This is a genomic window from Dellaglioa sp. CoH-56-MRSF-14 (genome assembly GCF_056782115.1).
In genome coordinates this window covers 334,550-350,899 of record NZ_JBXAYB010000001.1, presented here as the reverse complement: position 1 = coordinate 350,899, position 16,350 = coordinate 334,550, and the positions used below count along the sequence as shown (strand labels likewise).

The following is a 16,350-nucleotide window of genomic DNA, read 5'->3' as shown; positions in this document are numbered from 1 at the left end:
ACACCATTACCTTCTTATTCCCTTAGTGACAGTTAATCTATTAATAATTCGTCTGTAATTTATGTGTCAAAATATAGAGATAAATACGTTGAAAATCAAGTAAAAAGTTTATTTTTTTAATTGATTTATTAAAAAAAGGTATTATCAGCAATGAATATTGCTAATAATACCTTTAAAATTTCACTTGATCGTGCTGTGTCCAAGTATCTAATCGAGCACTTTTGATCACTATTTCATAAATAATCTCATTTTCTATATCTTCTTCCAGTAATCCATCCATAAATCCTGGCACCTGTGCCCGATACAACTCTGCTAGATCTTCTAATTTATATTTTGACCTCTTAACACTTAACCTATTACTAGCAATAGTCATCCCTGTACTCGTTGGAATTGTATTAATAGCTGCTTTACCTAAATCCAATTCAGCAATTTTAGGCGTTTCCGGAGCTGAACCAAAATACCAAACATTTGATTTATCAGGTGAAACAATAAATCGCATCTGACGACTCGATGGCATCCCATCTGCAGTAGCAGTACTCAGGACCATTTGATTTGTTTCACCAATAAATCGTCTAAATTTATCTAACACATTATGTTCTTCCACTTCTGAAGGTGCCCCTTCATCAATAAATGCTAATACCTCATCAACTGTTTTTAACTTAGACTCATTTTGTAGGTAATACAATATTTGTGGGATATACGGTGAAATATCCCGATCTTTATAATAAAACTGTAACCATCTTTTTGAAGCAAGCAGTGGGCCCGCGTACGTTACTCTTAGTTTAGTTTTATACCAACTAATTAAATGTTTTAATGGCCAGTGTTTGAGCATTATTTGCCAAAAGTATGACGTAAATAGAAATAGAATTGCCGCTACCAGTACATTAACTTCTATAATACTGACAACTGACAACATTTTGAATGGCTCAAATGTCATATAAAGTCCTAATAGGATTCCGGTTGATAAAACCGTTAAAAACGTAACTAATCTTCGCTTAAATAATCTTAATTTATGTAACATCAAGCCCGAAATGTCACGTCTTTTCTTCATATTTCTTTCTCGTACAACCATCTCATCTAATAATCTTTTATCCTCTTTAGAAATCATCTTCATCCTCATCTCCAAAGTAATCAAATTGTTGCCTTAATTCAAATGTCCCAATATCGGCATAATCTTGTATGATAATTTTATTTTGACCCTCTCTATGATCTCGTGGCCCATATTTTAAATAGTACATTTCTTCAGCTAAGTCAGTGTGTTTCTTTAATAATTTTGAATCATAACTTTCTATATCATTTTTTAGACGATTATTCGAAAGAATTAAATTATAAATATGCAAAATTAAAAAGAACGCAATAAAAAACAAATAGTATTGTAGGAATGTATTTATAATCGTATCAAAAAGCTCAGTAAATAGTGTTTGATCAATTGGGATTGCCTTATCTTTAAATAAAATCAAGATAACCGTGATACTGATTGGTACTAAGCACGCAATCCAGCCAATTGTTATTAATACTAATTGTCTTAGTTTGAGACTTACATTTTTTTGACCAAAAAACCAATCAATCGTCAATGCGTCTTCATCTACTTCGTTCACAATATAGTCAGGCTTATTTTTTGTCATCATCGTCGCCTCCTAAATCTGTTGTAATACTATCCGAACGTTCAGGTGAATGCCATACGCCACCATCTTCACCCGTAATAATTTTACGCACTGTCGGAATTAACTCAGCTACCATTGTATACGTATTTACCATCCAGTAAATGAGGATATACCACGGCGCAAAAATAACGTATTTTAAAGATTTACCACTATCATTGAAAAATGACGCCATGATTAACTGAATCAAACCAATAATGACCTCTATTGAAATAAATATGCAGGCGAGCGCTAAGTTATTGCTCAACTGTAACCAATCACCATTTACAATACAGATAATTTGAATTGCTAAAAATGCAATCATACTTAACCAATAAAAGACTGACCAAATAACACTTAATCCATAATCAATAATAATAGGTACACTTGAAAATTGTTTAATCGGATGACGTAGAACGCGTAACGTCTTCGTTAGAAGTACATAAACGCCACCAGATGACCATCTATGTCTTTGTTTAATTAGTTCACCTAGCTTTTCAGGTACATCCATAAAGAAGCGAATATGCGGCGCAAAATAAGCCACCCAACCTAATGCCTGCATGTCCCAGGCAATTGCGATATCTTCTGTTGGCTGTTCAGCTTCCCAACCACCAACATCTAAAACGGCTGCTTTTCGATACATTGTATTTGCACCTGAGAAAGCAAATAAACCGCCATAAGATAATTGCGATCTCTTAATTAAGCCAATGATTGAATTTAATTCATTCTGTTGTGCTTCTGCTACAATTGTTGTTTTATTAATTGGTAACATATTCCCAGTGACAGCGCCTAAATTCTTGCCACCTTTTCTTTCAAAATATGACATATATTTCCATAAGGCATCAACTTCTGGTTTTGAATCCGCATCATTGGATAAAATAAATTCGCCTTTAGCAAATGCCAATGCAATATTGAATCCAGCTGCTTTTCCACGATTATTAATAATTGTGATCGTTCTTAAACGTGATTTGAACTCCTCTTGTAGCGTCTCCAAAATCTCACCGGTTTTATCTGTGGAACCATCATTAATTACAATAACTTCATATTTATCTAGAGGATAATTTAACTTAGTCTCTAGATGTCGAATTGTTGCTTCTATTGATTGTTCCTCATTATGAGCAGGTACAAAAATAGAAATGAATGGTTCTCCCTTCTCTAAATATTTAGGGAGCTCCTTCTTCTCCATAAATATTCTATAATAAAGGCTCGATACAATAAAGGCTAGGCCTCCAACGATTGGATACGATACAATCGTGTAAATGAGTACCTTCGTAATATCGTTTAGTACTGTTGCTGTCATATAATGACCCCCAAATAATTGTAGTTAAATAAATAGCTAAAATCCTTTACATACATTGACTTAACGCCCTTTTTAAACTATAACCTCTGTGATTTTAATAATCAAATAAAATATTCTAATACTGGATTACTTTGTCTGTCACTATTTTAAAAATTTAAAAGCTATGCTTTCTTTTTAAAAATGTTTCACATGAAACATTTTTAAGCGATTATTTTTAATTAATTTTCAATTTTATGCTAGTATCAGTATAATTATTAAATATTTATTATGGGGGATATTAATTATGAAACAATCACACTACGATACAATTATTATTGGTGCTGGACCTGGTGGTCTTTCTACTGCTTTTGATTTAAGTAAAAAGCAATCTGTTCTCATTATTGAAAATGATCTTTGGGGTGGTACTTGTCCTAATCGAGGTTGTGACCCAAAAAAAATGCTTTATTCTGCTGTTGAAACTAAACAACGCCAAGAAGCAATGCAAGGCTTCGGACTAACTGGCAGTTCTATCATTGATTGGCCTAAATTAATGGCTTTTAAATCAGCTTATACGGATAAAGTTCCAGCCAATACCCTAGCAGGTTTATCTGCAGCAAATATTAAAACTGTTCACGGATCTGCTAAGTTTATTTCAAAGTCAGAAATTAACGTTAATACTGAAACTTACACTGCCGATAATTTTGTAATTGCGACCGGTCAGTCACCTGTAGTCCCTGATATTCCAGGCAGTCATTTACTAAAAACAAGTACCGATTTTTTATCACTTGAAGAATTACCAGATAAAATAGCTTTTATTGGCGCTGGCTATGTTTCAATTGAGCTTGCTAATATAGCTGCTATTGCTGGCTCAGAAGTTCATATTATTCAACATAATAGTCAAATATTACGTGGATTTCCAATTGAATATACAACCCGTCTCATTGAGAATTTGAAAACTAATGGTGTCCATTTTCACTTTGACACTAATATTACAGAAATAACAGAAGGTCCTTTAGGCTTCCAGATGTTAGACGATAAGGGATTATCTTTAACTGTTGATTTGGCAATTTCAGCTATGGGCCGTCAACCTAACGTTAATACATTAAACCTACCTGCTACAGGTGCTGAATCAGATTCACATGGTATTATTGTGGATTCTCACTTAAAAACGAAAAATGATCGAATTTATGCCATTGGAGATATTGTTTCACGCAAACAACCTAAGTTAACACCTGTTTCAACATTTGAAGGTCATTACGTTGCAGACCAACTACTTAAAAAATCGAATAGTCCAATTGCTTACCCACCAATTCCAATGACTGTCTATGCCAGCCCACAACTATCTCAAGTTGGCATTACGATTGAACAAGCTAAAAATGAACCTGAACATTATGACATTAGAGTACAAGAGACAACTAACTGGTATTCCTTTAATCGAATTAAAGAATCTGAAGCATCTGTGACAACTATCTTTGATAAATCATCCAACTTACTTGTTGGTGCTGTCGCATACACCACAATTGCGGAAGAACTTATCAATTATCTAACACCATTAATTGCTAACAAAACATCAAAAACAGATGTTACTAAACTTATCTTAGCTTATCCGACTCCAGCAAGTGACCTAACCTATTATCTATAAAAAATACGATTAAAAAGGTATCTGCCTTTTTGTAAAAATCCCGCCATGATTATCAGATGAAATATATAATTTCATTCGACAATCATGGCGGGATTTTTTTGCCTAGAGTTAAGTACAGTGCATTTGATAAATTGACATTAATCAAGGAATTTACACTGGGAATCTATTAATAACTTTACAAGCAGATAAATCAATATACCCCATTAAATTTTATATAATTTCATCAGTCAACTCGATACGACTTAGTACATAGTACATTCTCTCAGAGATTCTATTTTTTAACTTAGTTGTTTTCTAGATTGAGCCTGAATCCATAAATTAAATAGTAAAACGATAATCAATAATATTGTCGCGATTACCATAATATTATGCAACCCTTCATACATAATCTGTCGCATTGCTGGTAATAATTTTTCAGGAAGACTTGAAACACGCTTCGAATCACTTAGCTTGTTTAACATCTCCATCGTAATTTTACCATGAGACTGATTAACTCCTTTTAACAACGCACTGTTAAGGATAACCCCATAAATTGATGACATAAATGTTTGGCTTAAAATACGTAATAAGTAGGCAAATGAAGTTGCGATTGGGACATCTCGACCCTCCGCATCCTCTTGAACACTCAGTTGTAGGACATTAAAACACATTCCTAAACCGAACCCTTCAAAAGCACCCATTAGTAATAAATACCAGAATGGGACTGTCACACCTACAACTAACATCCCAGCAAACGAAATAATAAAGCTAATGGTTCCGATTGTAATAATCCGGTATTTCCCCAATCGAGGAATCATTGATGGACCGGACAACGAACCAAATAAATTAGTCATTGCACCAGGAATTTGTGTTGCCCCACCAATCAATGCACTCATTCCAAGTATTCCTTGTGCCCACATTGGAATATAGATGTTAAATGAGATAAATGCTCCCCATAAAAAGGCAAATATGATAAAATCAACAATCAGTTTCTTATTTTTAAATAATCGATTGGGAATAATCGGATCAACGGCCCTATCCTCAACTCTATACAAAATACCGAGTAAGATAATTCCAGCAATAATTAACCCAACGACTAAATTAATTGACCCAACACCAATCATTTGAATACCTGTTAATAAGGTCACTAAGCTGACAATCATCATTCCAGCACCCAAGTAATCGATATTCCCCTTTTGACGTTTTTTAACTTCTTCTTTGAAGAAAAATTGGATTGAAATAATTGATATTAATGCTATTGGTACATTGATATAGAAGACCCAATGCCAACTAAACGTATCAACGATCCAGCCACCAACTAAAGGTCCAATAATTGATGCAATACTGTAACTAGCTGTTGCATAACCAATAACTTGTGAGCGTTTCTTAATATTTTTATAAATATCAGCATAAATAATAAACGGAATTGTATTCATCCCACCTGCACCAATACCCATAACTACTCTAGCAACTAAGAAAAAGACAATATTACTTGATGTTGCTTGAAAAACCGCACCGATTGCAAATAAAAAAGTTGCTAACTGATATGCACCACGGTTACCAATTCGTTCGCCTAATTTACTCCAAAGAGGTGTGGCAACTGCCATCCCCAACAAGAAAACTGCAACAATCCATCCCATATATTGGATACCATGCAAATCACTGACGATTGATGGTAATGCAGTATTAATAATCGTTCCATCAAGACCTGCCATTGCGTTAGATAACAGCAATGCAATAGTCACGATGATTAAATTCTTTTTATTCATAAATTCTCCCTCTTATACGACTAAATTTAAAATTACTTATTTTTATCATCCACCTTTAAGCAAGCTCTAGGTCAAGGGAAAATATGAAAATCTACTGATATCCTAAAATTACGTTACTTAAAGTATTGAAAGGTCCTTATTTATGATAGGGGCTCCCTGCATTAATCATAAATCCACGGTAAACTTGTTCAGTCAAAATCATCCGCATTAATTGATGCGGTAAGGTAAATTTACCAAACGAGATTTGTGTGTCGGCGCGTCTTAAAACGTCCTCGCTTAGTCCTAATGACCCCCCAATAACGAAGGTTATGTCTGAATGCCCATAAGTTCCAAGATCAGCAATCTCTTTAGCAAAATCTTCCGACGTACGTTCCTTACCTAAAATGGCTAAAGCATAAACATACTCTTTTTCTTTAATCTTACTAAGGATACGTTCGCCCTCTTTACCTTTAACATCAATCATTTCTGCTGAACTTAATTTTTCCGGTGCCTTTTCATCATTTACTTCAATAATTTCAAATTTACAAAACTTACTTAACCGTTTTGCATACTCTTCAATTCCTTGTTTGAGATATTTTTCTTTTAATTTACCTACACCAATAATCTTAATGTTCATAATTTCCACCTTTTTCACAAGTTATACACAAAGTTACGCACATATCCACAATTTGGACCACAACATATTGCGGGGAATATGTGTTCGTCACTACATTTATTTGTTGCCCATTTGTCAACACCATATTAGTTATGCACAGATTTTGCGTTATTTATCATTCCTTAATTATACGCTTTACACATTGGTATAACAGTCTTTTTTTATTTTAAAATATCAAATAAATAAAAGTTAGTCACAGGCCATTCAATTAATTGTGCATAACTATTTTGTTTAGAAAGTCCCTTCATACTGCCCTTTCCCTCTGTTACTCACACCCACCTTAATATCTATCCACTTAGTTATACACAATATCTATTTAAAATAAAAAAATAATCGTAAATTAAGTTATTTACGATTATTTCATATTTGTTTATTGAGCTGATGATGCTGATTTACTTGTTGAGCTTGTTCCTGTATTTGCATCTGTTGCTTCTAAGGTTAATTTGATATTAGCCTGTTTCAACTTACCATCATGATAGAATTCAACAGCCACTGTATCACCAATTTTATGTTCATATAAAACTTCTCGTAAGCTTGAGATATCAGTAACTTTCTTATCACCTAGCTTAACGATAACATCATATTTACCTATACCAGCATTTTTAGCAGGTGAATCACTATTTATTTTAACAGCAACAATCCCTGAAGAAACACTTTTTGGTAATTTTAAGACACTCTTTTGATCACTTGCTGAGACGTAATCTAAATCGATTAATGAAATACCAATTGCAGGACGTTTAACTTTTCCATTATCAACTAATTGATTAATGATTGATACAACCTCATTACTTGGAATAGCAAATCCCATTCCTTCGACAGAAGTTGATGATGAACTAGAACTAGTAGAGCCTGTTGCTGTACTTGCTAGTTTCATCGAATTAATACCGATAACTTGGCCAGAAGTATTAATTAAAGCCCCACCTGAGTTTCCAGGATTAATGGCAGCGTCAGTTTGAATAACTGTTGCTTGGCCCGTTTTAACACCCGAATCATTGGTAACATCAATCGTACGTTTCTTAGCTGATATGATTCCTTGCGTTAATGATGTCGCATAATCAGATCCAAGTGGAGAACCGATAGCCAATGCTGTTTCACCAACAGTGATACTATCAGAATCACCAAATGTGGCGATTTGAGTCACATCTTTAGCTGATATTTTTAAAACAGCTAAATCAGTAATTGAATCTTTACCAACAATTTTGGCACTTAATTTTTTACCATTACTCAATAAAACTTCAACTTTACTTGCACCAGAGATAACATGATTATTAGTTACGACATAAGCACTACCATCTGATTTTTTATAAATGACACCAGAACCTTCACTTGATGCTGTTTCTGTTGTCGCAGAGGAATCGCCTGCTGCACCAAACATATCCGTTAAGCTGTTACTTGAACCACTTGACTTTGTATATGAAATAACTGAAACAACCGCATTTTTAACTTTAGCAAATGCTTTTGATGATTCATTACTTGATTTAACACTTACATTTGTTACTTTAGTTGTACCTGATTTATTTGAGGATGTTGTAACTGCGCCATTATCACTATCATTATTTTGGTAAAATGTATATCCACCAAATGCAATTCCGCCACCAACTAATCCTGCAATAAGCGCTGTAACAACTGTTTTACCTAAGCCTGTTCTATTTTCATTTGACATTTTTATATACGCGACACATTTGTCGCTGCCCCCTTAAACGTAATCTTTTACTCTTTTAAGAATAACGGTTAATTGTGAACTATTTATGAATAAATTTTGAAAAAATTGTTCTTATAAAACAACCAGCTTTGTAGCATTTTCCGGATCTGTATCGAAAATGTTAAAATCACCACCAACTGCTAAATCATGTTCTTTCATCGTTGATTCAACCGTTAGATGGGCTAATTCTTTCATATTATTATCCTTACTAAGATGGCCTAAAAAAATTCGTTTTGTCCGATTACCCATAACATTCATAAGTGCATCAGCACCATCCTCATTTGATAAATGACCTTTATCACCTAAAATGCGCTGTTTTAATGACCATGGATAGCCGCCCATCCGTAACATTTCAATATCATGGTTACACTCAAACAAGTAAGCATCTGCATCGGAAATTGTCCCTTGAACGTTCTCTGAGACATAACCTGTATCCGTTAAAATAACAAATGACTTATTGTTATGATGAAATTGGTAGAATTGCGGTGCCGCTGCATCATGAGAGACACCAAAACTCTCAACATCTAAGTCGTCGAATGTAATTACTTTCCCCATCTCAAAAATTTGCTTCTTCTCAACGGGAATTTTACCAATCGTATGAGCCATGGCTTCCCATGTTAATTCATTTGCATAAACGTTCATGTCATACTTACGGGCTAAAATACCAGCAGCCTTTGCATGATCCGTATGTTCATGTGTTACAAATAACGTGTCGACATCGTTAATATCTCGACCAATATCTGTCATTAGGCTCGCAATTTTTTTACCACTTAAACCAGCATCTACAAGGACCTTGTGCTTAGGCGTTTCAATATACGTGACATTTCCCGCACTACCGCTTGCAAGAACACTAATCTTCATATCGTCTGTTCCTTCATCCATTACTTGCCTGCGCCTCTATCCTTTTAATCTTCATTTAATTTAAAATATCAGTGCTATCCTTCATAATCGCTCCTGAAAATGAATTAACTTGCTTGTATTGTGTCACACCATTACTTGGATTCTTAACAGCTACTATCCAAACTGGAATATAGACGCTATATTTTTTATCCAAACTGAGCAACTCAGCATATCCTAACTTAGACCATTTAACCTTACTTTTACTTGCAAATTGATTATATTGATACAATATCAGTATTGCTTGTTGTTGACTAATAATTGACTCATTTTCACGTAATTTTTCTGTATTTGCCATATACGTTTGTGAATAGCCACTAATTTTATTATTTTGAATTGTAAATTTAATTAGTCCAACATTTGAGTAAACCATTTTATCGTAAACAACCTGCGAATACACGACACTTGTCTCTGTTGAAAGACTACTGTTATAGCGATAATTATCTCCATGTAGAATTAAAGTATTATCACTCATAATTGTCTTATCAATTGTTTTATTTGGACTTTCACTATCTGTGATATTAATTGGTGTCCCAAAAATACTAGATAATTTATTGTCTTTATATGTTGTAACTTGGGATTGCAGCTGTTTAGCATCATTCTTTAATACATCAGATGCTTTATTAGACATATATACACCAGTCTCTTTTTTATTTGAGATACTGCCGTATTTAATGTCATCTTCTCGCATCTCTTTAAGCGTTGTACCGGTTTTTGTTGTCCCAGGTGATGATCGACTCGAAATTTCAATTTGTTGATTTTGTCGTAATGAGGTGAATAAAAAGATATTTAAACCAAGAAAAACAATAATAAAAATAATTTGAATTCGTCTAAAATCCAATTAATTCACCTCCCTAATCTGTTTGTAGTAATTCAGTATAACTTTTCCATTTATCTTGATATCGGATATACCAAGTGGGTTCTAGGTTGACTACCAAATCTGAATCAGAACTTGATACCCAACGATAACCTAATTGAATATCTGAAATATCCGCATCTTTATACCCTGCCGTAACCAAGCTACTTAACACTTCTTCTGTACTTGGTAACGTAACATCTGCTTTTCCAGATGGAACAGCAATTTGTAACGTCAATAATGAAAAATCAATTTTATTTCCACCATTATCTAGTCGCTCAACTTCAATCACACCGTGTTTGGTTTGATTAAAAATCGGAAATCCTTCAATATAACTTCTGAATGTTGTTGTCATAGACTTACCATTAAATTGGTAGAAGTGAATATTATCTAATCCGATACCTGTATTTTTAATACTCGTATAACTTTCAGTTAAAGCATTACCACGACTCGTTTTTTGTTTCGCATCTGAATTTTCATCATCTTCATATGAAACCAAATTTGTCGTATTTTGAACCGTTAATTGTCGATCAGAACCATCATAGTAAGTTATTGTCTTTTTACTTTCTTTAACGTTGACCGATGAACCATCTTTTTGTCCTAATAGATTAGCAACATACTTACTAGCCGTTTGCTTATCCACTAAATACCTAAAACGAGCTATATTAAAATCTTGATTATAATACATAAAAATATCATTATTATGCAGTTTAAATGTAACTGATAATTTCGATAACGTTTCATTTTGTACAACATCATCAATTGTTTTACCTTTATTATAGGCATCATTTAACGAAATCTCATAAATTTTTTTATCCTTGTCACTCAACAGATAAATACTTTTCTTATTATCACGCGGAATAAGAACACGGTTAATAAGTCGTGTTTTATAATTTTGATTTTGCTGATTAAATACTTGATTAAATAACCCAACCGTAATTTCATCTGAGTAACTAAGAACCAATTGATTTTTTGCATTTAAAAACGTTAAATAATCATTTTTATTTTTAATCGGAACTTCTGATATAGACGTTTCTTTCCAAGTACGTATCTTTTTTTGAATATTTGAAATGATATTAATTTTTTCACTATATAAAACATTTTGTTGCTGATTATCATTATAAATAACAGACGTTGGTGCATATACTTCGCTCAATTTAGTACTCTTTGTTAACTCTGTCTGCGTTGAATTTGTAGCTTTCGTCGATTCACTTTTACCATTCCATGTCGGATTTGTCCAAATGACCCATGATAAACCGATACTTGTCATAATTAATAAAAATAATAGTGTTGGTAAAATAAATCTATTCAATTTCATCCCACAGGTCCTCCTCATATGATTCATAAGGCAATGAAATATAGAATGTTGAACCCTTGCCTTCCGAGCTATCTAACCAAATTTTACCTTTATGCATTTCGACAACCTCTTTTGAGATAGCTAGGCCTAATCCAGTTCCACCTTGAGCTCTCGATCTAGCTTTATCCACACGGAAAAAGCGATCAAAAATATGCGCTAAATCTTTTTTAGGTACACCAAGGCCCTCATCAGAGATACTCAAAATAACGTGCTTATGTGTCTCCAATAAACGACAAGTTATTTCTCCACCATCAGGTGAATATTTAATGGCATTATTCATAATATTATCAATGACTTGCACAATTTTATCAGTATCTAATTCAACCCATAAATCACGTTTAGTAAAATCACGTTTAATCGAATACTTTTTGCCTGACCCATCGTCAGCATTAATCATCATATCGAATCTATCCAGAACATAACTATACAGTTCATTCAAGTTAACTAATTCAAGTTCTAACTTAGATGTTCCTGAATCCATTCGTGACAAATTTAGTAAGTCATTAATCATACGCATCATACGTTCTGTTTCATTCTGTGTAACTTTCAAGAAACCTGGTGCAACTTCTGGATCTTTCCATGCACCATCGTTTAATGCCTCAATATAACTCTTCATACTCGTCAAAGGCGTTCTTAATTCATGAGAAACATTAGAAACAAAGCTTTCACGTTCACGTTCTATCTTTTGTTGTTCTGTGACATCATGAAGTACACAGACAAGACCACTAATAAAGCCAGATTCTCTTTGTATTAATGAAAAATAAGCATTCAAAATTTGTTCATGTTCTACATCAGATAAATCAATCATAATTTCATCTTGATTTTCTAACAAATCACGTAAAGTATACTGACTACGTAAATCAAGAATATCCAAAATTGATACTCCTATTGAGTCATTTTCATTTTGATCTAATAAGGTAGAGGCCGCTTCATTCATAATGATAATATTTCCGCGACGATCCGTCGCAATTACACCATCTGTCATGTGCGATAGAACACTATCTAAACGACGACGTTCAGCTTCAGATGATTCTTGTGCCTCTTCAACACGAACAGATAAGTTATTAACCGCATCTGCTAATTGTCCTAGTTCATCATTAGAATAGACACGAACTTTTCCGGAGTAATCTCCGCGAGAAATTCGAATCGTTTGCTTTTTCATCTCATCAATCGGACGAGTTATTGCCCGGGAAATAACTATCGTTATCAAAAGGACTAAAACAGCTGCAAAAAATGACGCGGTCACGAAAATAACCGTGATATCGTTAATATTTGAGTATAAGCTTTCCAGATTGGCCTTAACGTATGTAACCCCAACTGTCGTTGTTACATTTCCTGCTGTACTAACTAGTGGCACAATTGAAACATAGTAGCGCTTATCGCTAGATTCATCATAAATCTTCTTTTCAAATGTTTTAGGTGTATATAACACTTGCTTAATTGTTGCATCTGTCGTTTTTTGTCCCACAACAGTTTGATTATTAAAATCACTACTCCCGCGAATTGTGCCCTTACTATCAATCACTCGAATTTCTGTGATACTTGAATTACTAACATCTTCCAATATTTTTTTGATATCTCTATCACCAGCAGCTGTATCTGTTTTTGCTAAATCCTTCGTAATCGAATTAGTAACATATATAGGTAACTGGACTTGTTGCTTAAAGGTATCTAAGTTTTGCTGTTCTAATTGCCTAACAAAATAAGCCCCGACAATTTCCAACGTTATTAAAATTAATAACGCAAAAATGAGGGCTATTTTAAATTGAATAGATTTAAAAAAACGAATTTTTTGATTCATTTTCATCGTTATTCCCCTACTCTATTCTAAATCTGGATTTTTCATATAGTATCCAACACCACGACGTGTTACCAACCACTCTGGATGGCTTGGATTATCTTCAACTTTTTCTCTTAAACGACGCATTGTAACATCAACCGTTCTGACATCACCGAAGTAATCATAACCCCATACCGTCTGTAGTAAATGTTCTCTAGTCATAACTTGTCCTAGATGTTGTGCTAAATAATGTAATAATTCAAATTCACGATGTGTTAATTCAATTTTTTCATCATATTTTGAAACCATATATGCTTCAGGATGAATGGTTAATTGTCCAACTTGTATTTCACTATTTTGTGGTTGTTCTTCTGTTTGAACACTCTCAATTGTTTTTTGTCTTCTTAAATTAGCTTTAACTCTGGCCACTAGTTCACGGTTAGAGAAAGGTTTTGTTACATAATCATCTGCACCTAATTCTAGACCTAAGACCTTATCGATTTCTCCATCTTTAGCTGTAACCATAATGATTGGCATATCGTAAGTTTTTCTAACTTGACGAGCAACTTCTAAACCATCCACTTTTGGTAACATTAAATCTAATAAAATTAAATCCGGTTCAACTTCTTTAACTTTTTCTAAGGCTTCTTCACCATCGTAAGCTGTATAAACGTCGTATCCTTCTTTAGTTAAATTAAATTTAACGATATCAGAAATTGGTTTTTCATCGTCGACAACTAATATTTTTTTCATATGTGGATCCTCCTTATAGGAAGCTGTAAAATTAAATCTAGATACAACTTCTTAACCCTCCATTATTATAGCCTATTCAATCATCATTGCCAAACACAGTGATTAAATTTACCCAAATCCTTTTTCGAAAAGTTATTGTCTTTTATTAGTATATATGATAATATATTTAACGTTGATGAATTATTATTAATGGTTTGGGTGGTTAGCTCAGTTGGTAGAGCAACGGACTCTTAATCCGTGGGTCTAGGGTTCGAGCCCCTAACCACCCATGGGTGCCAAACCCAACATATCGCAAGATATGTTGAAGCATCTAGCTGCGGCTAGGTGCTTTTTTTGTGTTCTCATTTACTTATTGATGTTTCACGTGAAACAAAAAAAGAGAAACCCTATCGGATTTCTCTTAACTAGATTTAAATCTTATTATTTGTTCAACGCTATTTAACCCGGTCATCATCTTTATTTACTACCTGAGAGGTCGTTTTTTTAACGGCATCTACCCCATCTGTTGTTTTTTCTTTAATAGTACTACCTGCATCAGATACACGATCTTGTAAACTTGTTTGTGAATCATCAAATTCTTTTGGTGTTTGAATGTCTACTACTTCAACATTCAACTCAATTAAAGCTAAATCTGTTGTTTCCTTTACTTGTTTATTAATAACTTCCGTTAACTGTTTATAAATATCATGTGCATTGTGCCCATATGCCATAATAATATTTAAATCAACCGCAACTTGTTCCTTGCCAACCTCAACGCCGATGCCATCTGTTGGATTATCACTATTTACAAGTTTATTTTTAATATTTGCGACAAATCCACCATCCACACCCAAGAGACCAGATACATTTTCAATTGCATAACCGACTATTTTTTGAATAACCTTGTCATCAAATGTCAATGTCCCCTTTGGTTCAGTCTTTGTTCCCTGCGTATTTGTTTTTTCTGTAGTCATAATTAAGACTCCTTTCGATTTTTAAAATAATCAATTTTTCCGCGTGAAAATTTTTGAAATAAATGACAGATCAATATCATATTCTTTAAATAGATAACCAATCCATCCTGCTAACAGTGTCACAATCATAATGATAATCGTCTTCCAAAATCCTACAGTTACAAGTAACGAGGATATGATAAATCCTAGAGCACTACCAACTCCAATATTAATTGACATTTTATCTTTCATTTATGCACACTCCCTCTTAAACTACCCGTGTAACTTTACGTTTTGAATTTGATTTTTTACTTACCTTAATATCTACTTTGATAGGAATATGACTAGATCCAGCTAATAGATCATTGAGATTCTCAGTTAATTCACTCGTAATACGAGGTAATTGTCCAACTGTAGACTGTTGGTAAACTGAATCTGCAACAATATGGATCTTTCGCTGACGTCGTGTATTCTTCAACGTAACTTTAATATTAGATAAGTCTTCACTAGACAACTTTGTCTTGATAAATTGGCTAATACCCTGGTTACTTAAAGCAAGTCTTCCTTCTTTAGTTTGCTTCAAAGGAATATCTGGTAGTTGCGCAGGCCACAAAAGTATTAACAAAAATATGAAGACTGTTAATAGCAATAACACAATCCCATAATAGAAGATAAAATCGTTACTCTGAAAATTTGTACTAACGTTAAAATGTTCAAGCATTTTAGTTATTTTCTCAATTATTTCTGGCCAAATCAGCAAGCTAAGCCCAATCAAGTATCCGAGGCTGACTATACTCAGAATAATTTTTTTACTCTTCTTCATAAACATACCTCTCTCTTGACTTGATTTACTTCCTTGCTTTTATACCAAATATAGCTGAAACAATTAAAACTAAAATTATCGCACCAATGATAGAAGGGATAATTGCCATTCCTGCCAAGCTAGGTCCCCAATGACCAAGGACACTTTGACCAAGAGCTGACCCAACTAGTCCAGCGATGATGTTACTTATCCATCCCATCGACTCACCGCGATTAGTAATCGCCCCTGCAACAGCACCAATAATAGCACCTACAATTAATGACCAAATCATAATATGTTCCTCCTT

16 protein-coding genes and 1 tRNA gene are annotated in these 16,350 nt (G+C 33.7%); 2 read left to right on the top strand and 15 right to left on the bottom strand.

Translation table 11 applies throughout. From position 1 onward, the window contains the following. Positions 1–172: 172 nt before the first annotated feature. From AC1RPX_RS01615 to AC1RPX_RS01605, 3 genes are read right to left on the bottom strand one after another with little or no spacing between them, the layout of a single operon-like run. A complete protein-coding gene (locus AC1RPX_RS01615) occupies positions 173–1,108 on the bottom strand; it encodes a pyridoxamine 5'-phosphate oxidase family protein (RefSeq protein ID WP_481761100.1) in 936 nt (311 codons plus the stop codon). Further along, positions 1,098–1,625, bottom strand: a complete 528-nt coding sequence (locus AC1RPX_RS01610) for a hypothetical protein (RefSeq protein WP_481761099.1) — start codon at positions 1,623–1,625, stop codon at positions 1,098–1,100. The genes AC1RPX_RS01615 and AC1RPX_RS01610 overlap by 11 nt, the downstream gene beginning before the upstream one ends. Next, entirely contained in the window at positions 1,612–2,940 is a 1,329-nt protein-coding gene (locus tag AC1RPX_RS01605; protein ID WP_409021868.1) for a glycosyltransferase family 2 protein, read from the bottom strand. The genes AC1RPX_RS01610 and AC1RPX_RS01605 overlap by 14 nt, the downstream gene beginning before the upstream one ends. Positions 2,941–3,223: 283 nt before the next feature. On the opposite strand from AC1RPX_RS01605, the gene AC1RPX_RS01600 reads away from it, so the two are divergent. After that, entirely contained in the window at positions 3,224–4,561 is a 1,338-nt protein-coding gene (locus AC1RPX_RS01600; protein WP_481761098.1) for a dihydrolipoyl dehydrogenase family protein, read from the top strand. 278 nt (positions 4,562–4,839) lie between these two features. On the opposite strand, the gene AC1RPX_RS01595 is transcribed toward AC1RPX_RS01600, so the two are convergent. The 8 genes from AC1RPX_RS01595 to yycF form a co-directional block, all read right to left on the bottom strand. After that, positions 4,840–6,309: an MFS transporter gene (locus tag AC1RPX_RS01595; RefSeq protein ID WP_409021866.1), complete on the bottom strand. Its 1,470-nt coding sequence runs from the start codon at positions 6,307–6,309 to the stop codon at positions 4,840–4,842. A gap of 136 nt (positions 6,310–6,445) precedes the next feature. Further along, on the bottom strand, positions 6,446–6,925 hold the full coding sequence (rlmH, locus tag AC1RPX_RS01590; protein ID WP_481761097.1) for a 23S rRNA (pseudouridine(1915)-N(3))-methyltransferase RlmH: 480 nt from the start codon (positions 6,923–6,925) through the stop codon (positions 6,446–6,448). A 409-nt stretch (positions 6,926–7,334) separates the two neighbouring features. Beyond that, entirely contained in the window at positions 7,335–8,627 is a 1,293-nt protein-coding gene (locus AC1RPX_RS01585) for a S1C family serine protease (RefSeq protein ID WP_481761096.1), read from the bottom strand. 111 nt (positions 8,628–8,738) lie between these two features. Beyond that, a complete protein-coding gene (locus tag AC1RPX_RS01580; RefSeq protein ID WP_481761095.1) occupies positions 8,739–9,548 on the bottom strand; it encodes an MBL fold metallo-hydrolase in 810 nt (269 codons plus the stop codon). A gap of 34 nt (positions 9,549–9,582) precedes the next feature. After that, positions 9,583–10,404 (bottom strand): two-component system regulatory protein YycI, encoded by an 822-nt coding sequence (locus AC1RPX_RS01575; protein WP_481761094.1) that lies wholly within the window; start codon positions 10,402–10,404, stop codon positions 9,583–9,585. A gap of 13 nt (positions 10,405–10,417) precedes the next feature. Continuing rightward, on the bottom strand, positions 10,418–11,737 hold the full coding sequence (locus AC1RPX_RS01570; protein ID WP_481761093.1) for a YycH family regulatory protein: 1,320 nt from the start codon (positions 11,735–11,737) through the stop codon (positions 10,418–10,420). Beyond that, positions 11,724–13,577 (bottom strand): cell wall metabolism sensor histidine kinase WalK, encoded by a 1,854-nt coding sequence (gene walK / locus AC1RPX_RS01565; RefSeq protein WP_481761148.1) that lies wholly within the window; start codon positions 13,575–13,577, stop codon positions 11,724–11,726. Before walK ends, AC1RPX_RS01570 begins: the two co-directional genes overlap by 14 nt. Positions 13,578–13,598: 21 nt before the next feature. Beyond that, a complete protein-coding gene (yycF, locus tag AC1RPX_RS01560; RefSeq protein ID WP_409021860.1) occupies positions 13,599–14,309 on the bottom strand; it encodes a response regulator YycF in 711 nt (236 codons plus the stop codon). A gap of 196 nt (positions 14,310–14,505) precedes the next feature. Between yycF and AC1RPX_RS01555 the strand changes: the two genes are divergently transcribed. After that, a tRNA-Lys gene (locus AC1RPX_RS01555) sits at positions 14,506–14,578 on the top strand. Positions 14,579–14,743: 165 nt separating this feature from the next. Here the strand turns inward: AC1RPX_RS01555 and AC1RPX_RS01550 are convergent. The 4 genes from AC1RPX_RS01550 to AC1RPX_RS01535 are packed head-to-tail and all read right to left on the bottom strand — an operon-like array spanning position 14,744 to position 16,335. Then, positions 14,744–15,262, bottom strand: a complete 519-nt coding sequence (locus AC1RPX_RS01550) for an Asp23/Gls24 family envelope stress response protein (protein WP_481761092.1) — start codon at positions 15,260–15,262, stop codon at positions 14,744–14,746. Between the two features lie 30 nt (positions 15,263–15,292). Beyond that, positions 15,293–15,493 (bottom strand): DUF2273 domain-containing protein, encoded by a 201-nt coding sequence (locus AC1RPX_RS01545; protein ID WP_409021858.1) that lies wholly within the window; start codon positions 15,491–15,493, stop codon positions 15,293–15,295. A 16-nt stretch (positions 15,494–15,509) separates the two neighbouring features. Then, positions 15,510–16,064 (bottom strand): alkaline shock response membrane anchor protein AmaP, encoded by a 555-nt coding sequence (gene amaP / locus AC1RPX_RS01540; protein ID WP_481761091.1) that lies wholly within the window; start codon positions 16,062–16,064, stop codon positions 15,510–15,512. Positions 16,065–16,089: 25 nt separating this feature from the next. Further along, positions 16,090–16,335 carry a GlsB/YeaQ/YmgE family stress response membrane protein gene (locus tag AC1RPX_RS01535; RefSeq protein WP_409021856.1) on the bottom strand — a complete coding sequence of 82 codons (246 nt, stop codon included), beginning with the start codon at positions 16,333–16,335 and terminating at the stop codon, positions 16,090–16,092. Positions 16,336–16,350: the final 15 nt, after the last annotated feature.